Raw genomic sequence first — 25,327 nt, forward strand, 5'->3', positions numbered from 1 at the left:
GGGGGCGGAAGCGCGAAGTTGCCCGGGGGCGGAAGCGCGAAGTTGCCCGGGGGCGGAAGCGCGAAGTTGCCCGGGGGCGGAAGCGCGAAGTTGCCGGGGTAGGGGCGTCTGGGGGTTTCTAGCGGGAGCGGTAGAGAAGCGTAGAAGCGGTCAGAGGGCGGGGGCGGGGAGGGGACCGCGGGCCTGCTCGAACGCGTGCCCGACCTCGAGGACCCGCCGGTCGGCCCGCGGCGGCCCGATGATCTGCAGTCCCACGGGCAGGCCGTCGGGGGTCAGCCCGGCCGGCACCGACAGCGCGGGGCAGCCCGTGGGGCTGATCAGCGTGCAGGAGCGCATCCACTGCAGGTAGTCCGTCTGCTCCACCCCGTCGATCTCGGTCGGGTACTCCTGCTCGACGGGGAAGGGGAGCACCTGCGTGGTGGGCGCCAGGAGGACGTCGTAGCGCTCGAAGAACTCGACGACCCGCTCGAACAGCCGGGTGTGCTCCTGCTCGGCGAACGCGAGGTCCGCCCCGGTGAGCCGCGCACCCAGCTCCGCGTTCCACCGGATCGCCTCCTTGACCAGCTCGGGGGAGCGGCGGCACAGCTCGCCGAAGGTGGCCTCGAAGAGCCAGGCGCGCAGCGTGCCGAAGACGTCGTCGGCGCCGTCGAGGTCGGGGCAGGCCTCCTCGACGGTCGCGCCGAGCCGCTCGACGACGCCGACGGCCGGGGTCAGCGCCGCGCGCACGGCCGGGTCGACGGACACGCGGCCGCCGAGGTCCGGCGCCCAGGCCACCCGGCGTCCGGTGAGGTCCCCGGCGCCCAGCGGTCCGGCGTCCTCGTGCTCCAGGGAGATGGGCACGCGGGGATCGGGGCCGGCGACGGCGCCGAGGACGAGCGCCACGTCGGCGACGGTGCGGCCCATCGGCCCCTGCACGGACAGCTGGGTCCACGCCATCGCCGTGGGCCAGGTGGGCACCCGGCCCGGCGTGGGGCGCAGGCCGACGACGCCGCAGAACGCCGCCGGGTTGCGCAGCGACCCGCCCATGTCGCTGCCCTCGGCGACGGGCACCAGCCCCGCGGCGAGGGCGGCCGCCGCACCGCCGCTGGACCCGCCGGCCGACAGCCCGTGCCGGTACGGGTTGTGGGTGACGCCGAACAGCGTGTTGAACGTGTGCGAGCCGGCGGCGAACTCGGGGGTGTTGGTCTTGCCCACCCGGATCGCCCCGGCCCGCCGGAGCCGCTCCACGACGAGCTCGTCGCGCAGGGGCACGTGGTCGGCGTGCACCGGGGAGCCCCACGTCGTGCGCATCCCGGCGGTGAGGTGGGTGTCCTTGTGTGCCACCGGCAGGCCGTGCAGCGGGCCGACCGGATCGCCCGCGGCGAGTGCCGCGTCGGCGGCGTCGGCCGCGGCGCGGGCGCCGTCGGGGTCGAGCGTCACGATGGCGTTGAGCCGGGGGTCGAGGCGCTCGATGCGCGCCAGGTGGACCTCGAGCAGCTCCCGGGCCGAGACGGCGCGGTCCCGGACGAGCGCGGCGAGCTCGGTGGCCGGGCGCAGGCACAGCTCCTCGTCGGCGGTCATCGGGCGAGGCTGCCACGTCAGCCCGCGGCCGTCGCCTCCGCGGCGCACTGCCCGGCCGGCAGGTTCGTGCGCGCCCAGGCGGCGAGCTGGTCGAGCACGGGCATGAGCGCCCCGCCGGCCTCGGTGAGTTCGTAGGTCACGGCGACCGGCGGCCCGGCCTCGACCGCGCGGTGCACGAGGCCCGCCGCCGCCAGCTCGGTCAACCGGTCCGACAGCACCGAGTCGCTGATCCCGCCGACCGCGCGCCGCAGCCCGCTGAAGGTGGCCGGCCCGCCGGTCAGCACGCCGATGATCAGGCCGTTCCAGCGCTTGCCGAGGAACCCGAACGCGCGGGTCAGCGCGTCGTCGCACGCCTGGGGCGTGTGCAGGAGCTCCTCGGACACGCGGTCATCGTAGGCGCCTGACCCCTCTCCCGGTGCACTTCTCGAATCGAAGTGCTAGCTTTCCCGAAGCACCAGCTTCGAACTAGCAGCTAGGCATACGAGAGTAGGAGTCGCCATGTCCCTGTTCCGTCTGGACGCCAGCATCCGCGTCGAGGGCTCGGCCAGCCGCGAGATCGCCGACATCGTCGAGGCCGGCTGGCGGGCCGAGGACCCGACGGCGCCCGTGGTCCGCCGCCACGTCGGCACCGAGCCCGTGCCGGCCACCGCCTGGGCCGCCGCCGTCACCGGCACCGGCCTGCCCGCCGCCGAGCGCACCCCCGAGCAGGCCGAGGCGGTCGCCCTCGCGACGGCGCTCACCGACGAGCTGCTCGACGCCGAGGCCCTGCTGTTCGCCGTGCCGCTGTACAACTTCGGCGTCTCCCAGCACGTCAAGACCTGGGTGGACCTGGTGCTCACCGACCCGCGGATGGGCCCCGGCGCGGAGCCGCCGCTCGCCGGCCGCTCCGCCGTCCTCGTCACCGTCCGGGGCGGCAACTACTCCGCCGGCACGCCGCGCGAGGGCTGGGACCACTCCACCTCGTGGCTGCGCCGCATCCTCGCCGACGTCTGGCAGCTCGACCTGCGCGTCGTCGAGCGCGAGTTCACCCTCGTCGGCGTCAACCCGGCCCTCGACGCCTTCACCGACGTCGCCGCCGAGCTGAAGGCCGCCGCCGAGCGCGAGGCCGCCGCGCACGCCCCGCACCTGCTCGTCGCCCGGCCCGCCGCCGCCTGAGCCCCCGACGGGTCAGCCGGAGGCCGTGCTCCCGGGAGCGCCCTCGGCCGGGATCGCCTCGGGCACCCGGTTGGGTCCGGCCTCCGGCGGCCGGGGACGGTCCTGGGAGTGCAGCCGGACGGCGACCAGCGCCACGTCGTCCTCGGGGCGGCCGTCGACCAGGCGCTCCAGCACCTCGTCCAGCAGCTGCTGCAGCGGCAGGTGGGCGAGCTCGGTGAGGGTCGCGCGGAGCCGGAGGATGCCGGCGTCCAGGTCCGAGTCGCGCCGCTCCACGAGCCCGTCGGTGTAGAGCAGCACGGTCGTTCCGCGGTCCAGCGTGACCACCGACTCCCGGCGCACCGCCCCGGCGTCCACGCCGAGCATCAGGTCGCCGTGCCACGTGGCGACGTCGGCGACGCTCCCGTCGGGTTGCACGATCAGCGGGGGCGGGTGGCCGGCGTTGGCCCACCGCAGCCGGGTGACGCCGCGGGCCAGCTCGTCGTCGGTCTGCTCGAGCCGGGCCACGGCGGCGGTCGCCAGCACGTCGGTGCCGAGCACCGCCATGGAGGCGTCGAGGCCGCGCAGCACCTCCACGGGCGGGGCGTCGCTGTAGGTCGCGATGCCGCGCAGCAGCCCGCGCAGGTGACCCATGGCGGCGGCGGCCGCGGTGTCGTGGCCGACGACGTCGCCGATCACCAGCATCGTCGCGCCGCAGGGCTGCAGGAAGGCGTCGTACCAGTCCCCGCCCACCCGGGCCGCCTCGGCCGCCGGCAGGTAGCGCACCGCGATCTCGGCGTGGTCGGGCTCGGGCGGCTCGGTGAGCAGGCTGCGCTGGAGGCCCTCGGCGAGCTGCTGCTGCTGGCGGTAGAGGCGGGCGTTGTCCAGGGCCAGGCCGGCCCGGTCGGCGACGTCCTGGGCGGTGGCGAGGTCCTCCTGGCGGGGCGTCCAGCCACGGCGGAAGAACAGCGTGAGGACGCCGAGGGTGCGCCCGCGGGCCCGCAGCGGCAGGGCCACCCCGCCCTCGGGGTCCAGCAGCGCCAGCGCGTCGCGCGCGGCCCCCGGCGGCAGCACGGCCAGCACCTCGCGGCGGCGGGCGTGCACGGCCTCCCCGGACAGCAGGGCCCGCCCGACCGGCGCGGTCGCGGGCATCGCGTCGAGCCGGACCTCGGCGTAGCGGGCGACCAGGGCGCGCTGGGCCTCGTCGGCGTGCCAGTGGCCGACGTCGCGGATGCGGCCCTCGTCGTCGACCAGCGACACGATGCACCAGTCCGCGAGGGCCGGGACGACCAGCCGCGGGAGGTGGGAGGTGGCGACCTGGGCGTCGAGCGTGCCGGCGAGCTCGGCGCTGACCTGGGTCAGCAGCGCCAGCCGCTGCGCCGTGCGCTCGGCGCGGGCCTGCACCGCCCTGCGTTCGGTCACCTCGACGAAGTAGACCGACAGGCCCTCGGGGCTCGGCCAGACGCGCAGCTCGAACCACCCGTCCAGCGGCGGCGGGTAGTAGGCGTCGAAGGCGGCGGGCCGCCCGGTGCGGACGGCGCTCCTGCAGTGCTCCTCGAAGGTGCTGTCGACGGCAGCCGGGAAGGCGTCCCAGAACGTCTCGCCGAGCAGCTCGTCGCGGGAGTGCCACAGCAGCCGCTCGGCCTCGGCGTTGACGTAGGTGAACCGCCAGTCCCGGTCCAGGGAGTAGAAGCCGGCCGGCATGGCCTCCAGGACCCGGCTCACCCGGGCATCCTCGGTGCGGAAGTCCGTCGTGTCGTAGGCCGCGCCGAGGAGGCGGACGGCGGTGCCGTCGGCGTCGGCGAGCGTGCGACCGCGGGCCTGCACCCAGCGGGTCTCCCCGGGCGGGAGGACCACGCGGCACTCGGCCTCGAACTCTCCGAGGCCGTCGATCGCGTGCTTGAGGGCCTCGGACACCCGGGGCAGGTCGGCGGGGTGCACCCGGGCGTTGAACGCCTCGACGGTCCCGTCGAACTCGTCGGGGGAGTAGCCGAAGATGGCGGTCAGCCGGTCGTCCCAGTTCAGCTCGCCGGTGCGCAGGTCCCAGTCGAACGCGCCCACGCCGCCGGCCTCGATCGCCAGCCGCCAGCCCAGCCGCACCTGCTCGTACTCGCGCACCAGCGCGGCGAGCTCGAGCTCGGTGGTGACGGAGGCGGCGAGCTGGGCGAGGACACCGGCGTCCGCCTCGGTCCAGGCATGGGGCGCGCTGTCGAAGACGCACAGCGTGCCGACGGCCGCGCCGTCCGACGTCGTGACCGGCGTCCCGAGGTAGGTGTCGATCTCCCCGCCGGCCACCCGCTGCAGGTCGCGGACCCGCTCGTCGGCCGCGGCGTCCGGCACGACCAGGGGCGAGCGCCCCGCGGCGACCAGCCCGCAGAACGACTCCTCGACCGGGACCTCGGTGCCGACGGCCGGCGCGGCGTCGCCGGCGCCACCGGCGACGAGGAGGACGTCGTCGATCAGCGAGACCTGCGCCGACCGCGCGCCGAGCAGGCGGGCGGCGAGCCCCGCGATGCGGTCCAGGCCGGGGATGCCGGCGTCGGCCGGGCGCAGCCGGGTGGCGGCCCGCATGCGCGGGACGTCCGACCGCAGGGCCGCCGCGGCGCGGGCGGTGGCCCGCACGTCTGCGGCGGGCTCGGGCGTCGCGGTGCCGTGCACACTGCTCCTCCGCCCCAGCGGGCGGGGCACGTGTCCGCATCGGGAAATCGGCTGCTCCGGTTCCGCGAGGACGACACAGTTATGACACGCCGAACCGTTGCGGGCAACGGTCGCAACGGAAAATGTCCACAGATCTACGGAGGGTGAGCACCGAGCGGTTCAGGCCCGCCGCACCACCTCGGCGGCCGGGACGACGAGGGTCAGCCGGTTGCCCCCGTCGTGTTCCACGTGCAACCCGGCGCGGCGCAGCAGGGCGCGCAGCCGGACCACGTCCGCCGGCTCCGCCGTCGTCGTCGCCAGCAGCCGGGCGACCCGGCCCTTGTGTGCCTTGTTGAAGTGGCTGACGACCGACCGGGAGCCGTCGGGACGCTCGCTGAGCACGTCGACGGTGACGGCTCCGGCCGCCGGCGCCAGCGCCTGGTAGGACCCGCTCCGGAGGTCGACGACCAGTTCCCCGGACCGGGCGAGCAGCGGGCCCAGCACGGGCTTCCACAGCGTGCGCAGGGTGGGCAGGTCCGGCAGACCGGTGCCGGCCGACAGCCGGTAGGCCGGGATGGCGTCGGTGCCGCGCACGAGGCCGAACAGCGCCGAGCCGACCGCCAGCCGCCGGTCGGCCCGGGCGCGCTGGGCCCGCGTCATCGACCGGACGTCGAGGGCGTCGTAGAGGACGCCGGTGTAGCGCTCCAGGGCGGGCAGCGTCGGCGCCGTGCGCAGTGCTGCGTTCCGCGCCAACTCACCGGCCTGCGCCGGCGACAGCCCGAGCGCCTCGCGGGCGGCGGCGGGGTCCGCGGCCAGGTCCATCAGCGCGCCGACCAGCCGCGCGCGCACCGGCGTCAGCTCCGGCGCGCTCAGGGAGCACAGGTCCAGGGGCGCCCCGGCCCCGCCGGGGTGCTTGGTCTCCGAGGGGGGCAGGAGGACGAGCACGACGGGACCTACGCGAGCTCGACGATCACGGGGGCGTGGTCGCTGGCGCCCTTGCCCTTGCGCTCCTCGCGGTCGATGCGGGCGCCGGAGACCCGCCGGGCCAGCGCCGGGGAGCCGAGGACGAAGTCGATGCGCATGCCCTCGCGGCGGGGGAAGCGCAGCTGCGTGTAGTCCCAGTAGGTGTAGACGCCGGGGCCGGGGGTGTGCGGGCGGACGACGTCGGCGTAGCCGGCCTCCACGACGGCGCGGAAGGCCTCCCGCTCCGCGGGGGTCACGTGCGTCGAGTCGGCGAAGACCGACATGTCCCACACGTCGTCGTCCTGCGGGGCGATGTTCCAGTCGCCGACGAGGGCGACCTGCGCCTCGGCGTCGTCGATCAGCCAGCCGCCGGCGGCGACGCGCAGCGCCTCGAGCCAGGCCAGCTTGTAGTCGTAGTGCGGATCGCCGAGCTGGCGGCCGTTGGGGACGTACAGGCTCCACACCCGCACCCCGCCGCAGGTGGCGCCGAGGGCGCGGGCCTCCGGCGCCGGGTCGAGGCCCTCCTTGGCCGCCCAGGACGGCATGCCGGGGAAGCCCACCTGCACGTCGGACAGGCCGACCCGGGAGAGCAGGGCGACCCCGTTCCACTGCGAGTGGCCGACGTGCGCCACCTCGTAGCCCAGCTCCCGGAAGCGATCCTCGGGGAACTGCTCGTCGCGGCACTTGGTCTCCTGCAGCGCCACGACGTCGACGTCCGATCGCTGCAGCCAGGCCACCACCCGGTCGGCTCGGGAGCGGATCGAGTTCACGTTCCAGGTGGCCAGTCGCACGGACGCCGAGCTTACGAGTGGCCCGGTCGGCCCCCGGCTCCCGGTCGGCTGCCGGCTCCCGGTCGGGTCAGCGGGCGGCCACGCGGGCGCGGGCCCGCTCCCGGCTCTCCACGAACCGGGAGGCGGCCGCGTCGAGGCCGGTCACGAACTCTGCCAGCTCCTCGCGCGCCTTCTCGCCGGCGGCGCCGAGGTCGGTGCGCTCGAACACCCGCCACGCCCGGAGCACCGGGCTGACCACCTCGTCGTGGTGCAGCCGCAGGTCGTAGATCCCGGCCTTCGCGATGAGCGTGGACATGCGGCGGAACCCGGCCATGCCGGCGCCCGGCATCGCGAAGCCCACGACCTCCGTGGTCACCGCCTGCATGGACAGGTCGGGGTCGATGTCGAACGCCGCCGCCATGAGGTTGCGGTAGAAGACCATGTGCAGGTTCTCGTCGGTGGCGATGCGGGCGAGCAGCTTGTCGGCGATCGGGTCACCGGTGGCGCGGCCGGTGTTGCGGTGCGAGACGCGGGTCGCCAACTCCTGGAACGACACGTAGGCCAGCGCCTCCAGGGGGCTCTTGTCCCCGGAGTCGTACCCGCTGGTCATGTAGTCCATCCGGGCGCGCTCGAGCGCGACGGGATCGACGCCGCGCGTGACCAGCAGGTAGTCGCGCAGCGCTATGCCGTGCCGGTTCTCCTCGGCCGTCCAGCGGCCCACCCACTGCCCCCAGGCGCCGTCGCGGCCGAACCGGGTGGCGATCTCCCGGTGGTAGCTGGGCAGGTTGTCCTCGGTCAGCAGGTTGGTGATCATCGCCGCCCGCGCCGTCTCGTCGAGCCGCGACTGCTCCGGCGACCAGTCCTCGCCGCCGAGGGCGGCGAAGTCGCGCCCCTCCGACCACGGGACGAAGTCGTGCGGATGCCACTCCTTGGCCAGGGAGAGGTGCCGGTCCAGGTTGTCGGCCACCACGGGCTCGAGCTCGGTCAGCAGGGCGGCGTGCGGAGAGGTGGTCACAGCGGACTCCGGTCGTCTCGGCGCGGGCGGCTCTCGAGCCGGGGGCCGCAGGAGCGGCCCTCGTGCATCCCCGTCTCACCGTCGCACGTCCGCTGGTGTTCCCCGTGAGGCGCCCGTCACACCTGGTCGGAGCTGGCCGTACGCCGATCGGATGGCATCCGCTGCGCAGGGTCCACGAATGCCCCCGGGTGGCGACCGGATGGGACCATGGCGGGATGAGCAGCCGGCGCGGAGGCGCGCGTTCGTGACGGACGCCGACGACGCGACCCGGCCGATCGGGTCCCCCCGGGCCGCGCTGCCACCCGTCCCGGGAGCGGGGTCGTCACGGTCGCGGTGGGGTGCCCGCGCCGCCGCGGGATCCGGGGACGGGGCCGCCGCCCGTCCGCGGGGGTTCGGCGCGGCGCTCGCCCTGACCGTCGCCAACGCCGTCGTCCCCGGCAGCGGGCTCCTCGCCGCGGGTCGTCGGCGCACCGGGCTCGCCGTCCTCGCCGCCTTCCTCGTGCTCGTGGGTGCCGCGGTCTGGCTGGTCACCGCGGGCCGCCGGACGGCGGTGGGCATCGCCGTCGACCCCGGGCAGCTGCGCTGGCTGCTGGCGGGGGTGGTCGCGGTGGCGGTGCTGTGGGTGGCCGTGGTGATCGTCGGCTACCGCGTCCTGATGCCGCGGCCGGCCTCGTGGGGGCGGCACGCGGTCGGGGGGCTGCTCGTCGTCGCGCTCGTCGCCGCCGTCGGCTATCCGGCCTACCTGGTCGGCCAGGTGGCGGTCGCGCAGACCGAGCTGATCGAGGAGGTCTTCGCCGACGACCGTGAGTCGGCCACCGTCGTCGACGAGCCCGACCCGTTCGGCGACCAGGAGCGGGTGAACGTGCTGCTCCTCGGCGGGGACGGCGGCGAGGGCCGCGAGGGGGTGCGCACCGACACCGTCGTCGTCGCCAGCATCGACACCGATTCCGGGGACACCGTGCTGTTCAGCCTGCCCCGCAACCTGGAGGACCTGCCCTTCCCGGAGGACAGCCCGCTGGCGGAGGTCTACCCGGACGGGTTCGACGCCGGCAGCGAGAGCGAGAGCCTGCTCAACGCCGTCTACCGCAACGGGCCGGCCATGTACCCCGACATCCTGGGGCCCACCGACGACCCGGGCGCCGACTTCCTCAAGCTCGGCGTCGGCGAGGCGCTCGGGCTGGACATCGACTACTTCGTGCTGGTCAACCTCGACGGGTTCGCCCGGCTGGTCGACGCCCTCGGCGGCATCACGGTGAACGTGAACTACTACGTGCCGATCAACGGCATCGAGGGCGGGGAACTCCCGGACGACTACATCGAGCCCGGTCGCGACCAGCACATGGACGGCCAGCGGGCGCTGGCGTTCGCCCGCGGCCGCTACGGGCTGTCGGACTACCTGCGGATGGAACGCCAGCGCTGCGTCATCGACGCGATCATCGACGAGGCCGACCCCATCACCCTGCTGCGGGACTACCAGGAGCTGGCGGCCGCCACGCGCGACATCCTCAGCACCGACATCCCCCGCTCGGCCCTCCAGGACTTCGTCGACCTCGGCGACAAGGTCAAGGAGGGAGAGGTCACCAGCGTCGTCTTCGACAACACGGTCATCAACCCGGCCTATCCCAACTACGACGCGATGCGCTTCATCGTGCTGGCCGCGCTGTCGCCGGACTCCTCCTCCCCGGGGACGACGACCCCGGAGCCGACCGACCCGACCGACCCGACCGCGACCGACCCCCCGCCCGGCGGCGAGGTGCCCGTGGGGCCGGTGGCCGACATCGGGAACGCCTGCGCCTACGACCCCGTGCAGGCCGCGGCCGCGCTGGAGGCCGGGGAACCGCCGAACCAGGCCGACTGACGCGGGCTCAGAAGGGCGCCTCGGCGAACCAGACCGCGTCGAGCTCCTCCTGGCTGTGCCCGTCCCAGTCCACGCGCAGCACGTAGGACGACAGCTCGCCGTCGTAGAACGTGATGTAGCGCCAGGTGGCCGGCCCCGCAGGGCTGAGGACGAGGTCGCCCTCGGCGGGGCCGTCGCCGTAGGACCACGTCGTCGCCGGGCCGCCGAAGGCACGGGCGGCCCCGACCTCGACGTCGCGCGCGGCGGTGTCCGGGAACTGCAGCACCGTCAGCCGGAGGCCGTTGGGGTAGGCGCAGGCCACGACGGCGGCGCCGTTCGTCGGCGTTCCCTCGTCGCAGGTGGAGTCCTGCCAGGACGTGCCGCCGGGCTCGGCGGGGACGAGCTCGGGGAAGGCCAGCGCGATCTCGTGCGCGTCCATCCACGGCCCGGGGGAGAAGGCGCTGACGTCGATGGAGGTCTGGCTGCCGTCGCCGTCCTCGTCGACCGCGGTGAGCTCGTAGTCGTGGTCGCCCAGCGGCACGTCCTCGTCCCGGTACGGGCTCCCGGTCAGGTCGTCGGCGAGCAGCGTGCCGTCGCGGGTGACCTCGTACCGGTCGGCGCCGGTGACCGCCTCCCACTCCAGGTCGACGTCGTCCTCGGTGGTGCTCGCGCTGATCTCGGTCAGCGCGTCCAGGGGGGTCACGACGGCGTCGCTCTCCACCCGGTCCGAGCGGTCGCCGTCGTCGTCGAGCGCGGTGACGGCGTAGCGGACCTCGGTGCCGCCCGGCGCCTGCGCGTCCACGTACGTGGTCTCCGCCGTCGTCCCCAGCAGGTCGTCGCCGCGGTGCACCTCGTAGCGGTCGGCGTCCTCGGCCGCCTCCCAGGTGACGGTCACGCCGGCGTCGGCGTTGGCGGCCGCCACCCCGGTCGGCGGCTCGACCGGACGGGTCAGCAGGAAGACGGTGACCCCCGCGGCGACCAGCACGGCGAGCAGCGCGATGCCCAGCGACCACCACAGCGCCGTGCGGGAGCGGCGCGGGGGCGGGTTCCACCCGGCGTTCGGGGTGGCCCAGCCCGGGTGTCCGGAATCCTGCGGGGTCCCCCAGCCGGGCTGGGGCGGCGGCTGCGTGGGCTGCTGCTGCGCCGGGGGCTGCGGCTGCGGCCCCCACGCCGGCTGGGGCTGCCAGCCGGGCTGCGGACCCCAGGCGGGCTGGCCGTACGGATCGCTCATGGGACCCCCTCGTCGCCGGCGACCGTCGACACGCTCCGTGTCGACGACGGACAGATCGTGACGCTACGTCACCGTTCGGAGGGTCGAACCCGGGCGACGGGAGGTGTTACCGGTCTGAGACGCTGCGGCGCGTCCGGCCGGTGGGCCGGCGCAGCGCGTTCCGGCCGGGAGCCGGCGGGAGGAGAGTGGTCATGCCGCTGGGCGGGGATCCGCGCAGGGAGCGGCTCGTGGGGCTGCTCCTCCTGGGCGTCGCGGCCGTGCTGGTGGTGTCGTCGCCGACCTGGTTCGCCGGCGACCGGCAGGTGGTGGGCGTGGCCCAGCTCGCGGTCGGGGTGCTGCTGGCGGCCGTCGGCACCCTCCTCCTGCGCCGGGCGAGGCCCCGCTGAGCCGGGGATCGACCCGCGGTGGAGCGGACCGCACCCGGCACGGCGCGCGTCAGCCCGTGTAGGGGCGTTCCCGGGCGAGCTCATCCTTGGCGATCCCGCGGATGTGGACGGCGTCCGGTCCGTCGACGATCCGCAGGGTGCGCGCGCTGGCGTAGAACCGGGCGAGCACCGTGTCGTTGCTGACCCCGGCGCCCCCGTGCACCTGGATGGCACGGTCGATCACGTCGAGGGCGACACGGGGTGCGGCCACCTTGATCGCGGAGATCTCGGTCTTGGCCCCCTTGGCGCCGAACTTGTCGATCAGGTCGGCGGTCTTGAGCACGTAGAGCCGCGTCTGGTCGATCTCGATGCGCGACAGCGCGATCGCTTCGCGCACCGTGCCCTGCTCGGCCAGGGGCCTGCCGAAGGCGACCCGGTTCTTGGTCCGCTCCACCATCAGGGCCAGGGCGCGCTCGGCCATGCCGATGGCGCGCATGCAGTGGTGGATGCGACCGGGGCCGAGGCGGGCCTGGGCGATCATGAAGCCGTCGCCCTCGCCGGCCAGGAGGTTGCCCACCGGCACGCGCACGTCGGTGAAGCGCAGCTCGGAGTGGCCGTGCTGGTCCTGGTAGCCGAAGACCGGCAGGTGCCGCACGATCTCCAGGCCCGGGGCGTCGCGGGGCACCAGGATCATCGACTGCTGCCGGTGCGGGGCGCCCTCGGGGTCGGTCTTGCCCATGACGATGAAGATCTGGCACCGCTCGTCGGCCGCCCCGCTGGTCCACCACTTGCGGCCGTTGATCACGTACTCGTCGCCGTCGCGGACGATCGACGTCTGGATGTTGCGGGCGTCCGAGGAGGCGACGTCGGGCTCGGTCATGGCGAAGCCCGACCGGATCTCGCCCTCCAGCAGCGGCTCGAGCCACCGCGACTTCTGCTCGGGCGTGCCGAACAGCATCAGCGTCTCCATGTTGCCCGTGTCGGGCGCGCCCACGTTCATCGCCTCCGGGGCGATCACCGGCGACCAGCCGGTGATCTCGGCGACGGAGGCGTACTCGAGGTTGCTCAGGCCGCCGAGCTCGTGGTGGAACAGGTTCCACAGCCCGCGCCGGCGGGCCTCGGCCTTGAGCTCCTCGAGCACCGGCGGGTGGGCGTGGTCGTCGTGACCGCGCTCGGCACGCCACGCGTCGTAGACCGGCTCGGCGGGGAACACGTGCTCGCGCATGAAGTCCCACGCGCGGGCGCTGACGTCCTCGGCCTTGGCGGAGAGGGCGAAGTCCATGAGCGGACCGTAGAGGGGGATGTGGCGGTCGGCACAGTGGGGGGCCGGGTCAGCCGGGCAGGGTCGGGCGCCGTCGCCGGACGACGAACGGTCCGATGGCCAGCAGGTCGACCGGCGCGGAGCCGAAGCACTCCAGCGCGTCGCGCGGGTCGTCGACCATCGGGCGGCCGGCGGTGTTGAGGCTCGTGTTCACCACGACGGGCAGGCCGGTGCGCCGCTCGAAGCACTCCAGCATGCGGGCCACCAGGGGCTCCTCGGTCCGGTCCACGGTCTGGATGCGCGCCGTCCCGTCCACGTGCGTGACGGTCGGGATGCGCTCCGCCCACTCCTCGGCGACGTCGTGGACGAAGAGCATGTAGCGCGAGGGGAGGGGGCCGCGGCTGAAGATCTCCGCGGCGCGCTCGGCCAGCACCATCGGGGCCACGGGCCGGAACTGCTCGCGCCCCTTCACGTCGTTCATCCGCTCGAGGTTGGCCTCGTGGCCGGGGTGGGCGAGCAGCGAGCGGTGCCCGAGCGCCCGCGGGCCGAACTCGCTGCGGCCCTGGAACCAGGCGACGATCCCGTTCTCCGCCAGCACCTGGGCGACGGCGTCGGCCACGTCGCGCGGGCGCTCGTACTCGATCGCCGCGGTGTCGAGCCGGGCCCGGATCTCCTCGTCGGACCAGCCGCGGCCGAGGTCGGCGCCGGGCATCGGCTCGGTGGTCTCGCCCAGGCCCCGGGCCACGTGCAGGGCGCTGCCCAGCGCGGTCCCGGCGTCGCCCGCGGCCGGTTGCACCCAGACGTGCTCGAACGGGGTCTCGCTGAAGATCCGGGTGTTGGCCACGCAGTTGAGGGCGACGCCGCCGGCGAGGGCGAGCGTGCGGTCGCCGGTGCGCTCGTGCAGCCAGCGGGCGAGGTCCAGGAGCACCTCCTCGACGCGCCGCTGCACGCTCGCGGCGAGGTCGGCGTGCCCTGCGGTCCAGTCCTCGCCCCGGGTGAGCCGCGGCGCGTAGTCGGAGAAGTCGATCCTCGGTGTGCGGAACCCGCCGTCGTCGGTCGCCACGATCAGCTCCGACAGCTCGCCGAGGAAGCGCGGCGTGCCGTAGGAGGCCATGGCCATGACCTTGAACTCGTCGCTGCTGCGCAGGAACCCGAGGTGGTCGGTGAGCTCCTCGTAGAGGAGGCCGATCGAGTGCGGCAGGGCCTGGCCGGCAAGGATCTCCAGCTGCCCGTCGGTGTACCGGCCGGCCAGGTGGCTGTGCGCCTCCCCGCGGCCGTCGAGGACGAGCACGGAGTTGTCGGCGGTCGGGGCGGCCAGGCCCGCGGAGGCGGCGTGCGCCACGTGGTGCTTGACGAACCGCACCCTGGCGGGGTCGAGGCCGGGCAGGGCGTGGGCGAGGAACTCCGGCGCCCTCTCCGCGTACATCTTCCGCATGGCGTCACCCGGGTCGTCCAGCCCGGACTCCTCGGGGGTGCCCATGAGGGCGGGGTCGAAGGAGTAGGCGACGGCGTCCAGGTCCTCGGGGCGCAGTCCCGCCTCGGCCAGGCACCAGGCGGCGGAGAGCTCGGGCAGCTCCCACGCGCTCCACGGCAGCGGACGCTTGCCGTGCTTGCGCCGGCTGAACCGCTCCTCCTCCGCGGCGGCCACGATGCGGCCGTCGACGACCAGTGCCGCCGCCGGGTCGTGGTAGATCGCGTTGATCCCCAGCACCTTCACGCCCGCACTCCTCCCGCCCGGCTGCCCCCGGCTCCCGCCTGGATGATCGGGTCGTCGGCTCCGCCGCGCAGGCCGAGCGGCCGCCGGGGCGGGGTCAGGCGGGGCTGCGCGGCCGTAGCAGGTCGTTGCCCAGGACGGCGGCCAGCCCGAGCGTCTTGTAGCCGACCTCCTCGAAGAGGACGACGAGGCGGTCGTCCTCCACGCGCATCACGATGCCGGGACCCCACTCGGCGTGCTCCACGGGCGACTGCGGGGGAAAGGGGTCGTTCCCCTCGCCGGCGGTGGACCGCTCGGAGGCGAGGCCGGCGGTGCAGTTGTCGCAGTTGCCGCAGGGCTTCTCCAGCTGCTCGCCGAAGTAGCCGAGCAGGAACTGGCGCCGGCACTCGGTGGTCTCGGCGTAGCCGCGCATCATCTCGACCCGGCTCTGGTCGACCCGCTCGTGGTGTTCGGCCAGCTCGCGGGCGGCCGCGGCGGCGGCGGCGGGACTCGGGGCGCCGTCGGCGGGGTGGGCGGCGCCCTCCTCGTCGAGCACGACGGCCGACACCTGCTCCAGCAGGTTGAGGTCCCGCGCCAGCGGGGTGGCTCCCCGGCCGGTCTCCTCGCGCAGGTCCCTGATCTCCACGCCGTCCTCGAGTCCGGCGGCCGGTGCGGCGGCGACCAGGCCGGCGACCTGCTGCAGCTCCTCCTCCACGGGGGCGCCGGCGGCGAAGAACCGGCGGAGGCCCAGGTCCTCCTGGCGGTAGACCAGGACGGCGAGCGCCGGCTCGCCGTCCCGGCCCGCCCGGCCGATCTCCTGGTAGTAGCTGTCGACCGAGTCGGCCGGTTCGGCGTGCACGACGAAGCGGGTGTCGGGCTTGTCGATGCCCATGCCGAACGCCGTGGTGGCGACGACGACGTCCAGCTCGTCGGTCATGAAGGCACGCTGGGTGTCCTCGCGCTCCGCCTTGTTCAGGCCCGCGTGATAGGCGCGGGCCCGCAGGCCGCGCTCGGCCAGGTCGGCCGCGACCTCCTCGGTCCCCCTCCGGGTGGCGCTGTAGACGATGCCCGGCACGTGCCCGTCGCCGACCTCGGCGAGCACCCGGTCCAGCACCGCCTGGTGCTTGCCGGACGCGTCGGCGTGCTGCTCGACCTCCAGCCGGATCTCCGGCCGGTCGAACCCGGCGACGACGACGGCGGGATCGCGCATGCCCAGCCGTTCCACGATCTCCGCGCGCACGGGCGGGGCCGCGGTCGCGGTCAGGGCGAGCACGGGCGGGTGGCCCAGCTGCTCGACGACCGAGCCGAGGCGGAGGTAGTCGGGGCGGAAGTCGTGCCCCCAGGCCGAGACGCAGTGCGCCTCGTCGACGACGAACAGGGCGGGGGCGGCTGCGGCGACGGCCTCGACCACCTCCGGCTTGGCCAGCTGCTCCGGCGCGAGGAAGAGGTAGCGGACCGTTCCGTCCACCAGTCCCTCGAGCGCCGCGCGCTGATCGCCGGCGGACATCGCCGAGTTCAGCTGGGCGGGTCGACCGGTCAGCCCCTCGATCACGGTGAGGCGCTGGACCTGGTCCCGCTGCAGCGCGATGAGCGGGGAGACGACGACCACCGGTCCGTCCAGGAGGTGGCCGGCGATCTGGTAGACCGCGGTCTTGCCGGCGCCGCTGGGCAGGACGCCGAGGGTGTCCCGGCCGGAGAGCACCGACCGCATGGCCTCCTCCTGGCCGGGGCGGAACTCCGTGAAGCCGAGGAGATCGCGGGCGACCTCCCGGAGGCGGCGGGCGGTGACGGTCTTCCCCGCAGGGCTGCTCGGTGGCACCGAGTGCCGCTTCCCGGAGGGCGAGATCGGCAAACGACGCGCCGGTCGACCCGCGCCGGCGCTCAGGACGGCAGTGGTCGCCGGCGGGCGAGGTCGGCGGCGTCGGCCGCGGCGCGCCCGGACAGCCATCCGGTCCGGTCGACCGAGGTGGTCCGGCGCCGGCGCAGCCGGGGGAAGAGGTCGTCGAACGTCCGGGCGACGGCGGCCTCCCGGTCGCGGAGCACCGGTGCCAGGTCGGTGCCCCGCGCCGACGCCGCCGCGGTGGCGTCGGCGGTCCCGGTCCGGTGCGCCGCCTCCAGCCGCTCCCCGACCCGCACGGCGTAGGCCAGCAGGAACGCCCGGCGGAAGCCGCGGGACCGGGAGTGCGCGCCCCCGTGCCGGCCGGCCGCCTGCACGGCCCGCCCGGCCTGCACGAGCAGCGAGGTGACGAGCAGCTCGACCGCGTCCAGGTCGGCGGGCATCCCGATCAGCACGGCGATGCCCAGCGAGGCGAACCACGCGGTCCGGACGCCGTTGGCCTCCGCCACCGCGCTGACCAGGTGCATCTTCGCGTCCAGGTACGGCGCCTCGAGGTGCATCCGCCGCTCCGCCACCTCGGGAGCCGCCGCACCGGGGCCGCCGGGGCGGCTGGTCGCGGCCGCCGCGACGAGCACGGCGTCGATCGCGTGCTGGGCCATGAGCTCCTGGGCCTTCGCGGTGAGCGCCTCGGCCTCCTCCGGAAAGTCGGTCGACTCGGCCTTCGCCAGCAGCGCCCGGATGCGCCGCAGGGCCCGCGCGGCGGCGCCCGCGCCCGCGACGTGCCCGGGAGCGGCCGCCTCGCGGGCGCCGCCGACAGACCGCGGGGGCCACCGGGACGGGACCTCGGCGAGCCGGGGGAGGGGTGGCAGCAGCCGCACCTGGAGCCACAGCTGGTGCACGTCGTCCCCCGGCGCCGTCGCCCCCCGGGCCTGCCGCCGGACCTCGTGCACCTGCGCGTCCCACTCGGCGGGCACCGCCCGCTCCGCCCCGAGCAGCTCGACGCTGGCCACGGCGACCGCGGCCGCGAGGCCGGCCAGCGAGGGCGCCGAGCGGCCGACCGCGTGCACGAGATCGGCCGGCCGCCACCCCCGCTCCCAGGCATCGGCGACGGCGTCCAGGAGGCGGGGGTCCAGGAACTGCTCGCGACTCATGACGAGCAGGCTGCGGCACGGGGCCGACACGGAGCGGGCGGGCCTGTGGAGAACGGCGCGCCGTCCACAGATCGGCGGCAGTGCTTCCCGGGCGCCGGCCTCCCGGCGCCGCTCGTGGCCGGCGAGCGGCGGCTACCGTCCCGCCGTGGCCACCTACCGCATCGCCGAGGCGGCGGAGCTGCTCGGCGTCAGCGACGACACGGTCCGCCGCTGGATCGACAGCGGGCGGCTCGCCGCGCGGCGCGAGGCCGGCGGTCCCGCGGTGATCGACGGCGAGGCGCTGGCGGGCGTCGCGGCCGGCCTGCACGAGGCCCCGGAGCCCGGCGCCACGCGCTCCTCGTCCGCGCGCAACCGGCTGGCCGGCATCGTCACTCGCGTCGTCCGGGACACGGTGATGGCGCAGGTGGAGATCCAGGCCGGCCCGTTCCGGCTGGTCTCGCTGATGTCCCGCGAGGCCGCCGACGACCTGGGCCTCGAGGTGGGCGTGCGGGCGGTGGCGACCGTCAAGGCCACCCAGGTGAGCGTCGACGTCCCGTAGCCGGTTCCGCACCTGCGGAACCTCCACCCGCTAGTCTCCCGCGCATGCGGATCCGGGACATCGGCGCGACCGCGCTGGCGGTCGCGCTGCTCGCCGGCTGCGGAACGGACGGCGGCGGCAGAGGCGGCGGGTCGGACGGCGGCGGGCTCGGGGGCACCCTGACCGTGCTCGCGGCCGCCTCGCTGACCGACGTCTTCACCGACCTCGGCGCGCGGCTCGAGGGCGACCATCCCGGCCTCGAGGTGCGCTTCACCTTCGCCGGCAGCTCGGCGCTGGCCACCCAGATCACGCAGGGCGCCCCCGCCGACGTCTTCGCCTCGGCCAATCCCGACCAGATGGCGGTCGTCACCGACGCCGGGCTGACCGACGGCGAGCCCGAGGTGTTCGCCGCCAACGTGCTCGAGATCGCCGTGCCGGCGGACAACCCCGGCGGCGTCACCGGACTGGCCGACTTCGCGCGCGAGGAGCTGACGCTCGCCCTCTGCGCGCCGGAGGTGCCCTGCGGTGCGGCGGCCGAGGAGGTCCTCGACGCCGCCGGGGTCCCGGCGGCCCCCGACACGCTGGAGGAGGACGTGCGCGCCGCGCTCACCAAGGTCGAGCTCGGCGAGGTCGACGCCGCGCTGGTGTACGCCACCGACGTCGCCGCGGCCGGGGACGACGTCGAGGGCATCGCCGTCCCCGAGGCCGAGGACGCCGTCAGCGACTACCCCGTCTGCGTGCTGGCCGACGCGCCCAACCCCGCCGCCGCGCGGGCCTTCGTCGAGCTCCTCCGCTCCGGCGACGGGCAGGCGGCCCTGTCCGCGGCCGGCTTCCGCCTGCCGTGAGCCGCGCCGAGCGGAGCGTCCCGGCTCCGCTGCTGATCCCGGCGGTGGTCGCCGTGGCCTTCCTGGTGCTGCCGCTGGTCGGGCTGCTGGTCCGCACCCCCTGGAGCGGCCTCTGGCCCCAGCTCACCGCCCCGGGCGTGGGGGAGGCGCTGCGGTTGTCGCTGGTCTCGGCCACCCTCGCCACCGCCGTCTCCCTGGTGCTCGGCGTGCCGCTGGCCTGGGTGCTGGCCCGCTCGCGGATCCGCGGCCGGGGCCTGCTGCGGGCGCTGGTCACCGTGCCCCTCGTGCTGCCCCCGGTGGTGGGCGGCGTCGCGCTGTTCCTCGTCCTCGGCCGGCAGGGCATCGTCGGTCGCTGGCTGGACGAGGCGTTCGGGATCACCATCCCGTTCACCACCACCGCCGTCGTGATCGCCGAGACGTTCGTCGCGATGCCGTTCCTGGTGATCAGCGTCGAGGGCGCGCTGCGGGCCGCGGACGCCCGCTTCGAGGACGCCGCCGCCACGCTCGGCGCCGACCGGTGGACGACGTTCCGCCGGGTCACCCTCCCGCTGGTGGCGCCCGGCATCGCGGCCGGCGCGGTGCTGTGCTGGGCGCGGGCGCTGGGCGAGTTCGGCGCCACCATCACCTTCGCCGGCAACTTCCCGGGAACGACGCAGACGATGCCGCTGGCCGTCTACCTGGCCCTGCAGCGGGACCCGGAGGCGGCGATCGTCCTCTCCCTGGTGCTGCTCGCCGTCTCGCTGGCCACGCTGCTGCTCCTGCGGGGCCGCTGGCTGGGTCGCTCGGGCGCGGGGGCCGTGCCGTGAGCCTCGCCGCCGACGTCCGGGTCCGGCGGGGCGCGGTGCACGTGGAACTCGCCGTCGACGTCCCCGCCGGGAGCGTGCTCGCCGTCCTCGGCCCGAACGGCGCCGGCAAGTCCACGCTGCTGCGGGTCCTGGCCGGCCTGCTGCCGCCCGACGGCGGCCGGGTCGAGGTGGACGGCGAGCCCTGGGACGACGTCTCCGCCGGCGTGCACCTGCCCGCACACCGTCGCCGGCTGGGCATGGTGTTCCAGGACTATCTCCTCTTTCCGCACCTGACCGTGCTCGACAACGTGGCGTTCGGGCTACGCACCCGGGGGGCCGGCCGCCGCGAGGCCCGGGCCGGCGCCGCGGAGTGGCTGGCCCGCGTGGAGCTGGGCGACCTCGCCGCCCGCCGCCCGGGGCAGCTGTCGGGCGGGCAGGCGCAGCGCGTCGCCCTGGCCCGCGCGCTCGCGGGGGACCCGGCGCTGCTGCTGCTCGACGAGCCGCTGTCGGCGCTGGATGCGCGCACCCGGCTCACGGTGCGCGCCGAGCTGCGCCGCCACCTCGGCGCGTTCGGGGGCGCCACCGTGCTCGTCACCCACGACCCGGTCGACGCGATGGCGCTGGCCGACCGGGTCCTGGTGGTCGAGGACGGCCGGGTCGTGCAGGCCGGCCCGCCCGCGGAGGTGGCCCGCCGCCCGCGCACCGACTACGTGGCCCGGCTGGTCGGCTTGGCGCTGCTGCCCGGGACGGGCGAGGGCACCTCCGTGCGGCTGGACGGCGGAGGGCGCGTGGCGGTCGCCGAGCAGGCCGCCGGCCCGGTCCTCGTCGCCGTCCGTCCCGAGTCCGTGGCCCTGTGGCCGGAGCGCCCCGCGGGGAGCCCGCGCAACACCTGGCCGGTCCGGCTGACCGGCGCGACCCCGCACGGCGCGACCGTGCGCTGCGAACTGGACGGCGAGGTGCCGCTGCTGGCCGACGTCACCGCCGCCGCCTTCGCCGAGCTCGGCCTCGCGCCCGGCATGCAGCTGTGGGCCACGGTCAAGGCCTCCGAGGTCACGGTCTACGCGCGCTGAGAGGGTGGTGGCATGAGCATCGCCGCCCTCGTCCTGGCCGCCGGTGGCGGCCGCCGCTACGGCATGCCGAAGGCGCTGGTCTCCTACGAGGGCAGCCTGCTGGTCGAGCGCGCGGTGCGGACGGCGCGGGCGGTCTGCGACCCGGTGCTCGTCGTCCTCGGTGCCCGGGCCGTCGACGTCTGGCGGACGGCGGACCTCGCCGGCGCCACCGCCCTGGCCAACCCGGACTGGGAGACGGGCATGGCCTCCTCCCTGCGCACGGGGCTGGAGGGGCTGCGCTCGTGGCCGGCGCAGGTCGACGCCGTGCTCGTGACCCTCGTCGACATGCCGGGCATGACCCCGGCGGCGCTGGAGCGGGTGGCGGCGCACGGGGCCCGCGGCGCCCTGGCGACCGCCGTCTACGACGGCGTCCGGGGCCATCCGGTGCTGCTCGGCCGCGACCACTGGGCCGGGGTGGCCGCCACCGCGACCGGCGACGAGGGGGCCCGCCGCTACCTGGCCGACCACGAGGTCGTCGAGGTCGACTGCACCGGCCTGGCCGATCCGGTCGACCTCGACGTGCCACCCGGCGGGGTACCGTCGGCGCCGTGATCGCGCGCGTGGTCGACGAGCCCCTCTCGGTGGCCGAGCACGAGGACGCGGTGGCCGACAAGGCCGCCGGCGCGGTGGTCTCCTTCGCCGGCGTCGTCCGCGACCACGACGGCGGGCGCTCGGTGACCGAGCTGGAGTACGTCGGGCACCCCAGCGCCGGCGACGTGATCGTCGAGCTGGCGCGGGAGTTCGCCGCCCGCCCCGGCGTCCAGGCGGTCGCGGTCTCCCACCGCATCGGCCTGCTCGGCATCGGCGACGTCGCCCTGGCCTGCGCGGTCAGCGCGGCCCACCGCGGCGCGGCGTTCGCCGCCTGCGCCGAGCTCGTCGACGAGGTGAAGAAGCGGCTGCCCATCTGGAAGCGGCAGGTCTTCACCGACGGCGAGGAGGAGTGGGTGGCCTGCCCCTAGCGGGGCGCCGCCAGGTGGTCGGGCAGCGGCTCCGGCGCGGGACCCGGGTCCATCCCGGCCGCGAGCAGGGAGCTCAGCAGCCGGGCCACCAGCTCGACGAGCGGGAGGTCCCGGGTCGCGCTCAGCGGGCGCGCCCGCGCGCCGACCCCGCAGACCGTGCCGAAGAGCTCCATGTCCGGGCCGACCACGGGCACGCCGATGTAGGCCGCCACGGCCATCCCGTTGGGCAGGGTCCGGGTGGCGTACTCGGGGACGGCGGCCGTGACGGTCGCGATCCGGGGCGCCTGGCCGCTGACCATCTGCCGGCAGAAGCTCTCCGCCCACGGCAGGCTGGCCCCGGGGCGCACCGCCCCCATCGGCCGGGCACAGAGGACCACCTGCCGGTCCCCGACCACGCGGGTGACCAGCCAGGCGTCCCAGGACGAATGGGTGTGCAGGTACTCCAGAGCGCCGCTGGCGGCGGCCGACCAGTCGCGCCAGGGCGCCATGTCCGCGATCCCTGGATGAGCCATACCGGAGGTCGTTACCCAGACCGCGCCGGGGCATTCACCACCGGAGCCGTGTCGGAGCCTGGCCGGGGTTTCAGCGGGCGCCGGCGAGGCCGTCGTCGTCGGGGCGGTGGTGGGCCTCGCGCTCGGCGGTCTCCTCGTCGACCTCGCCCTCGATGCGGCGGGCCTCGCCGTCGAGGGTGGCCGCCGCGTCGCCGTGCGACTCCCCGTAGAGCTGCTCGGCGCGGCCGAAGAGCTGCTCGACCTTGGCCTTGGCCTTGTCGAAGACACTCATGGGGCTCTCTTCCCTCCTGCGGACCGCGGCCCCCCGCGGGGGTCCGCCACGAGCGTGCGAGTGGTGGGGCAGGGGGTCCTGCGTCATCCTCCCGCGAAGGGGGGCAGCACGTCGACCACGGCACCGGGCGCGAGTGCGGCGTGCCGGTCGCGCGCTGCCGCGCCGTCGACGAGGAACGAGCAGGCTGTGAGCACCCGCTCCAGCCGGTCGCCGTGGGCGTCGACCAGCTGGCCGACGAGCTCCTCGAGCGTCGCGGCCGTCCGCGCCTCGCTGTCGACGCCGGCCGCGGCGCGGGCGCCGGCGAAGTAGCGCACGGTGACGGGGGCGCTGCTCACGTCAGCCCCCGATCGCCGACATCGGCCGGGTCGGCTGCAGGAAGCTGGGGTCGTCGATGCCGTGGCCGGGCAGCTTGCCCAGCGTCGCGACCCGCCACCGGTCGGCCAGCTCGTCGTCGGTCGCCCCGGATCGCAGCGCCGTCCGCAGGTCGGACTCCTCGCGGGCGAACAGGCAGTTGCGGATCTGCCCGTCGGCGGTGAGCCGCGTCCGGTCGCAGGTGCCGCAGAACGAGCGGGTCACCGAGGCGATGACGCCCACGGTGGCCGGGCCGCCGTCGACCAGCCAGCGCTCCGCCGGGGCCGAGCCGCGCTCCTCGGTGTCGGGGGTGAGCGTGTGCGCGGTCGACAGCCGCTCGAGGATGTCCTCGGCGGTCACCATCCGGCCGCGGGTCCAGGCGTGGTGGGCGTCCAGCGGCATCTGCTCGATGAACCGCAACTGGTAGCCGTGCTCCAGGCAGAAGTCCAGCAGCGGCACCGCGTCGACGTCGTTGATGCCGTGCAGCAGGACGGCGTTGACCTTCACCGGGGTCAGCCCGGCGGCCTGCGCGGCGGCCAGGCCGGCCAGCACGTCGTCCAGCCGGTCGCGGTGGGTGAGCTGCTTGAAGCGGGCCGGGTCGACCGTGTCCAGGCTGACGTTGATCCGGTCCAGGCCCGCCTCGGCCAGCGCGGGGGCGATCCGTGCCAGGCCGATGGCGTTGGTGGTCAGGCTGACCTCGGGGCGGGGGGTGAGCGCCGTCGCCGCCGCCACGATCCCGGGCAGGCCGGGCCGCAGCAGCGGCTCCCCGCCGGTGAAGCGCACCTCGCGGATGCCGAGCCGCTCCACCCCGATCCGGACCAGCCGGACGATCTCCTCGTCGGTGAGCACCTCGACCTTGGGCAGCCAGTCCAGGCCCTCCGGAGGCATGCAGTACGTGCAGCGCAGGTTGCACCGGTCGGTCAGCGAGACCCGCAGATCGGTCGCCGTGCGGCCGTAGCGGTCGACCAGCCCGCCACTGCCCGGGGTGGGGCGCACCACCGGGGTGGGGAGCGGGGTCGGCGAGGTCACGACCCGAATGTAGTGCGGGAACGGCCACGTGCCGCCGGAAGCGTGATGCCGTCGCAAACTCGGCCGCGGAACTAAGGGTGGCCTTGCTACCGTCGCCCGGTCACCCGAGAGCCCGGCGGGCCCCTTCCCGCACTCGCTTGTGGCCAGGAAGCGCGAGAACTCCGTGTCGCCCCGCACCGTCCTCTCCCCCTATGCCCGCCTCTTCGCCGTCCCGGGCAGCCGGGCCTTCGCCCTCGCCGGCTGGATCGGGCGCCTGCCCGCCTCCACGCTGGGCCTGGGCACCGTGCTGCTCGTCGAGGCCGAGACCGACAGCTACGCCCTCGCCGGCGCCGTCTCCGGCACCCTCGCGGCGGCCTTCGCACTCGCCTCGCCGCTGTGGGCGCGCCTCGTCGACCGGCGCGGGCAGGGCGGGGTACTGCGCGTGGCGATGGTCGCCCTCGCGGTCACCGGCCTGGCGTTCCTCGCCGTGGTCGTCGCCGGGGCGCCGCAGTGGACCTGGTTCGTGCTCGCGGCGGCGACCGGCGGGGCGTCGCCCAACGTCGGCTCCCTCGTGCGGGCGCGGTGGGCGCACGCCCTGCCCGAGGCGGGCCAGCGGCAGACGGCGTTCGCGTTCGAGTCCGTCGTCGACGAGGTCGTCTTCGTCGTCGGCCCGCCGCTGGTCACGGTGCTGGCCTCGCTGGTGACGCCCCCGGCCGGCTTCCTCACCGGCCTGCTGGCCGGCGTGGTCGGTGGCTGGGCGCTGAGCGGGCAGCGGGAGAGCCAGCCGCCGCCGCAGCCGGTGCGGACCGGCGGACCCCGGCAGAAGTCGGGCATCCTCACCGCGCCCGTGATCGTGGTCGCCGTCTCCTCGCTGGGCGTCGGCATCACGTTCGGGGCGATCGACGTCGTCGTGGTCGCCTTCGCGGAGGAGGAGGGCTCGCCGACGTCGGCCGGGCTGGTGCTGGCGATGTTCGCCGTGGGCAGCCTCCTGGCGGGGCTGGTCTACGGCCTGCTGCGGCTGCCCGGCACGCTGGCGGCCCGCTTCGTGGCCTGCTCGGTCCTGTTCGGGGTCGCGGGACAGCTGCTGTTCGTCGTGGGCTCGCTGTCGTGGCTGATGCCGGCGGCGCTGCTGGGCGGGATGGCCATCGCGCCGACCCTGGTCTCGGGTGCCTCGCTGGTCGAGTCGCGGGTGCCCCGGGCGAGCCTGACCGAGGCGCTGACCTGGACGATGGCGGGGCTCATCGGCGGCGTCACGCTCGGGGCGGCGCTGGCCGGCGCGGCCGTCGACGCCTGGGGTGCCCAGGACGCCTTCGCCGTCCCGGCGCTCGCCGCGGCGCTGGGCGGCGTCCTCGCCCTGGTCGGGTCGCCGCTGCTGCGGACCCCGGCGGCCGGCGGCCCCGGGGCGGACGGCGAGGTGCCGCAGGCCTCACCCGAGGCGCCGGTTGAGCGCCAGGCCGCGGGGTAGCGGCGCGGACGGAAGGAGGCACGCGGCCGCGGTCGCGTGCCCCACCGCGAGACC

The 25,327-nt window shown here is 75.6% G+C and carries 25 protein-coding genes; 10 read left to right on the forward strand and 15 right to left on the reverse strand.

Annotated features, from left to right (window positions below; genetic code table 11):
* Window positions 1-150: 150 nt before the first annotated feature.
* Entirely contained in the window at window positions 151-1,560 is a 1,410-nt protein-coding gene (locus tag BMY88_RS13305) for an amidase (protein WP_091944653.1), read from the reverse strand.
* Between the two features lie 17 nt (window positions 1,561-1,577).
* Window positions 1,578-1,943, reverse strand: coding sequence for a winged helix-turn-helix transcriptional regulator (locus tag BMY88_RS13310; protein WP_091944031.1), 366 nt, complete (start codon window positions 1,941-1,943; stop codon window positions 1,578-1,580).
* A gap of 115 nt (window positions 1,944-2,058) precedes the next feature.
* On the opposite strand from BMY88_RS13310, the gene BMY88_RS13315 reads away from it, so the two are divergent.
* Window positions 2,059-2,715, forward strand: a complete 657-nt coding sequence (locus BMY88_RS13315; RefSeq protein ID WP_091944033.1) for an FMN-dependent NADH-azoreductase — start codon at window positions 2,059-2,061, stop codon at window positions 2,713-2,715.
* A gap of 12 nt (window positions 2,716-2,727) precedes the next feature.
* Here the strand turns inward: BMY88_RS13315 and BMY88_RS13320 are convergent, their stop codons facing one another.
* The 4 genes from BMY88_RS13320 to BMY88_RS13335 all read right to left on the reverse strand — a co-directional run bounded on the left by BMY88_RS13320 (window position 2,728) and on the right by BMY88_RS13335 (window position 8,076).
* Window positions 2,728-5,349 carry a SpoIIE family protein phosphatase gene (locus tag BMY88_RS13320; RefSeq protein WP_342008934.1) on the reverse strand — a complete coding sequence of 874 codons (2,622 nt, stop codon included), beginning with the start codon at window positions 5,347-5,349 and terminating at the stop codon, window positions 2,728-2,730.
* 159 nt (window positions 5,350-5,508) lie between these two features.
* Window positions 5,509-6,273, reverse strand: a complete 765-nt coding sequence (gene yaaA, locus BMY88_RS13325; protein ID WP_091944036.1) for a peroxide stress protein YaaA — start codon at window positions 6,271-6,273, stop codon at window positions 5,509-5,511.
* Between the two features lie 8 nt (window positions 6,274-6,281).
* Entirely contained in the window at window positions 6,282-7,082 is an 801-nt protein-coding gene (locus BMY88_RS13330) for an exodeoxyribonuclease III (protein WP_091944039.1), read from the reverse strand.
* A 67-nt stretch (window positions 7,083-7,149) separates the two neighbouring features.
* Window positions 7,150-8,076 carry an acyl-ACP desaturase gene (locus BMY88_RS13335; protein ID WP_091944041.1) on the reverse strand — a complete coding sequence of 309 codons (927 nt, stop codon included), beginning with the start codon at window positions 8,074-8,076 and terminating at the stop codon, window positions 7,150-7,152.
* Between the two features lie 244 nt (window positions 8,077-8,320).
* On the opposite strand from BMY88_RS13335, the gene BMY88_RS13340 reads away from it, so the two are divergent.
* Window positions 8,321-9,934: an LCP family protein gene (locus BMY88_RS13340; RefSeq protein ID WP_091944044.1), complete on the forward strand. Its 1,614-nt coding sequence runs from the start codon at window positions 8,321-8,323 to the stop codon at window positions 9,932-9,934.
* Between the two features lie 7 nt (window positions 9,935-9,941).
* Here the strand turns inward: BMY88_RS13340 and BMY88_RS23860 are convergent, their stop codons facing one another.
* A complete protein-coding gene (locus BMY88_RS23860; RefSeq protein ID WP_091944046.1) occupies window positions 9,942-11,144 on the reverse strand; it encodes a fibronectin type III domain-containing protein in 1,203 nt (400 codons plus the stop codon).
* Between the two features lie 191 nt (window positions 11,145-11,335).
* Here BMY88_RS23860 and BMY88_RS13350 point away from each other — a divergent pair, with 191 nt between their 5' ends.
* Entirely contained in the window at window positions 11,336-11,530 is a 195-nt protein-coding gene (locus tag BMY88_RS13350) for a hypothetical protein (protein WP_091944049.1), read from the forward strand.
* A 49-nt stretch (window positions 11,531-11,579) separates the two neighbouring features.
* On the opposite strand, the gene BMY88_RS13355 is transcribed toward BMY88_RS13350, so the two are convergent.
* The 4 genes from BMY88_RS13355 to BMY88_RS13370 all read right to left on the reverse strand — a co-directional run bounded on the left by BMY88_RS13355 (window position 11,580) and on the right by BMY88_RS13370 (window position 17,451).
* The gene (locus BMY88_RS13355; protein ID WP_091944052.1) at window positions 11,580-12,791 is read right to left on the reverse strand and encodes an acyl-CoA dehydrogenase family protein; all 1,212 of its coding nucleotides are present in this window, start codon (window positions 12,789-12,791) and stop codon (window positions 11,580-11,582) included.
* 49 nt (window positions 12,792-12,840) lie between these two features.
* Window positions 12,841-14,487, reverse strand: a complete 1,647-nt coding sequence (locus BMY88_RS13360) for a carbamoyltransferase family protein (RefSeq protein WP_091944055.1) — start codon at window positions 14,485-14,487, stop codon at window positions 12,841-12,843.
* A 94-nt stretch (window positions 14,488-14,581) separates the two neighbouring features.
* Window positions 14,582-16,282 (reverse strand): RecQ family ATP-dependent DNA helicase, encoded by a 1,701-nt coding sequence (locus tag BMY88_RS13365; RefSeq protein WP_244524673.1) that lies wholly within the window; start codon window positions 16,280-16,282, stop codon window positions 14,582-14,584.
* Window positions 16,283-16,344: 62 nt separating this feature from the next.
* Complete coding sequence (locus BMY88_RS13370; protein ID WP_091944063.1) at window positions 16,345-17,451, reverse strand: DUF2786 domain-containing protein; 1,107 nt, start codon at window positions 17,449-17,451, stop codon at window positions 16,345-16,347.
* Window positions 17,452-17,596: 145 nt separating this feature from the next.
* Here BMY88_RS13370 and BMY88_RS13375 point away from each other — a divergent pair, with 145 nt between their 5' ends.
* From BMY88_RS13375 to BMY88_RS13400, 6 genes are read left to right on the forward strand one after another with little or no spacing between them, the layout of a single operon-like run.
* The gene (locus tag BMY88_RS13375) at window positions 17,597-17,989 is read left to right on the forward strand and encodes a TOBE domain-containing protein (protein WP_244524674.1); all 393 of its coding nucleotides are present in this window, start codon (window positions 17,597-17,599) and stop codon (window positions 17,987-17,989) included.
* A gap of 44 nt (window positions 17,990-18,033) precedes the next feature.
* Window positions 18,034-18,813 carry a molybdate ABC transporter substrate-binding protein gene (gene modA / locus BMY88_RS13380; protein ID WP_091944069.1) on the forward strand — a complete coding sequence of 260 codons (780 nt, stop codon included), beginning with the start codon at window positions 18,034-18,036 and terminating at the stop codon, window positions 18,811-18,813.
* Window positions 18,810-19,619 (forward strand): ABC transporter permease, encoded by an 810-nt coding sequence (locus BMY88_RS13385; protein WP_091944072.1) that lies wholly within the window; start codon window positions 18,810-18,812, stop codon window positions 19,617-19,619. Before modA ends, BMY88_RS13385 begins: the two co-directional genes overlap by 4 nt.
* The gene (locus tag BMY88_RS13390) at window positions 19,616-20,668 is read left to right on the forward strand and encodes an ABC transporter ATP-binding protein (protein ID WP_091944075.1); all 1,053 of its coding nucleotides are present in this window, start codon (window positions 19,616-19,618) and stop codon (window positions 20,666-20,668) included. Before BMY88_RS13385 ends, BMY88_RS13390 begins: the two co-directional genes overlap by 4 nt.
* Before the next feature lie 12 nt (window positions 20,669-20,680).
* Window positions 20,681-21,259 carry a nucleotidyltransferase family protein gene (locus tag BMY88_RS13395; protein WP_091944077.1) on the forward strand — a complete coding sequence of 193 codons (579 nt, stop codon included), beginning with the start codon at window positions 20,681-20,683 and terminating at the stop codon, window positions 21,257-21,259.
* Window positions 21,256-21,666, forward strand: a complete 411-nt coding sequence (locus tag BMY88_RS13400; RefSeq protein WP_091944080.1) for a molybdenum cofactor biosynthesis protein MoaE — start codon at window positions 21,256-21,258, stop codon at window positions 21,664-21,666. Before BMY88_RS13395 ends, BMY88_RS13400 begins: the two co-directional genes overlap by 4 nt.
* On the opposite strand, the gene BMY88_RS13405 is transcribed toward BMY88_RS13400, so the two are convergent.
* The 4 genes from BMY88_RS13405 to moaA all read right to left on the reverse strand — a co-directional run bounded on the left by BMY88_RS13405 (window position 21,663) and on the right by moaA (window position 23,829).
* Window positions 21,663-22,154 (reverse strand): GAF domain-containing protein, encoded by a 492-nt coding sequence (locus BMY88_RS13405; RefSeq protein ID WP_244524675.1) that lies wholly within the window; start codon window positions 22,152-22,154, stop codon window positions 21,663-21,665. The genes BMY88_RS13400 and BMY88_RS13405 overlap by 4 nt on opposite strands.
* A gap of 94 nt (window positions 22,155-22,248) precedes the next feature.
* Complete coding sequence (locus BMY88_RS13410; RefSeq protein ID WP_091944087.1) at window positions 22,249-22,449, reverse strand: hypothetical protein; 201 nt, start codon at window positions 22,447-22,449, stop codon at window positions 22,249-22,251.
* Between the two features lie 83 nt (window positions 22,450-22,532).
* Window positions 22,533-22,784, reverse strand: coding sequence for a MoaD/ThiS family protein (locus tag BMY88_RS13415; RefSeq protein WP_091944091.1), 252 nt, complete (start codon window positions 22,782-22,784; stop codon window positions 22,533-22,535).
* Window position 22,785: 1 nt separating this feature from the next.
* Window positions 22,786-23,829, reverse strand: coding sequence for a GTP 3',8-cyclase MoaA (gene moaA, locus BMY88_RS13420; protein ID WP_211435641.1), 1,044 nt, complete (start codon window positions 23,827-23,829; stop codon window positions 22,786-22,788).
* A 163-nt stretch (window positions 23,830-23,992) separates the two neighbouring features.
* On the opposite strand from moaA, the gene BMY88_RS13425 reads away from it, so the two are divergent.
* Window positions 23,993-25,273 (forward strand): MFS transporter, encoded by a 1,281-nt coding sequence (locus tag BMY88_RS13425; RefSeq protein ID WP_091944664.1) that lies wholly within the window; start codon window positions 23,993-23,995, stop codon window positions 25,271-25,273.
* Window positions 25,274-25,327 lie beyond the last annotated feature (54 nt).

This window comes from Trujillonella endophytica, assembly GCF_900110555.1.
In the GTDB taxonomy this organism is placed as follows: domain Bacteria; phylum Actinomycetota; class Actinomycetes; order Mycobacteriales; family Geodermatophilaceae; genus Trujillonella; species Trujillonella endophytica.

What these genes read in the sequence shown, in the direction of transcription:
- BMY88_RS13355 (WP_091944052.1), bottom strand. Translation starts at nt 12,791, where the DNA reads ATGGACTTCGCCCTCTCCGCCAAGGCCGAGGACGTCAGCGCCCGCGCG.
- BMY88_RS13405 (WP_244524675.1), bottom strand. Translation starts at nt 22,154, where the DNA reads ATGGCGCCCTGGCGCGACTGGTCGGCCGCCGCCAGCGGCGCTCTGGAG.
- BMY88_RS13350 (WP_091944049.1), top strand. Translation starts at nt 11,336, where the DNA reads ATGCCGCTGGGCGGGGATCCGCGCAGGGAGCGGCTCGTGGGGCTGCTC.
- BMY88_RS13395 (WP_091944077.1), top strand. Translation starts at nt 20,681, where the DNA reads ATGAGCATCGCCGCCCTCGTCCTGGCCGCCGGTGGCGGCCGCCGCTAC.
- BMY88_RS13370 (WP_091944063.1), bottom strand. Translation starts at nt 17,451, where the DNA reads ATGAGTCGCGAGCAGTTCCTGGACCCCCGCCTCCTGGACGCCGTCGCC.
- BMY88_RS13315 (WP_091944033.1), top strand. Translation starts at nt 2,059, where the DNA reads ATGTCCCTGTTCCGTCTGGACGCCAGCATCCGCGTCGAGGGCTCGGCC.
- modA (WP_091944069.1), top strand. Translation starts at nt 18,034, where the DNA reads ATGCGGATCCGGGACATCGGCGCGACCGCGCTGGCGGTCGCGCTGCTC.
- BMY88_RS13410 (WP_091944087.1), bottom strand. Translation starts at nt 22,449, where the DNA reads ATGAGTGTCTTCGACAAGGCCAAGGCCAAGGTCGAGCAGCTCTTCGGC.
- BMY88_RS23860 (WP_091944046.1), bottom strand. Translation starts at nt 11,144, where the DNA reads ATGAGCGATCCGTACGGCCAGCCCGCCTGGGGTCCGCAGCCCGGCTGG.
- BMY88_RS13305 (WP_091944653.1), bottom strand. Translation starts at nt 1,560, where the DNA reads ATGACCGCCGACGAGGAGCTGTGCCTGCGCCCGGCCACCGAGCTCGCC.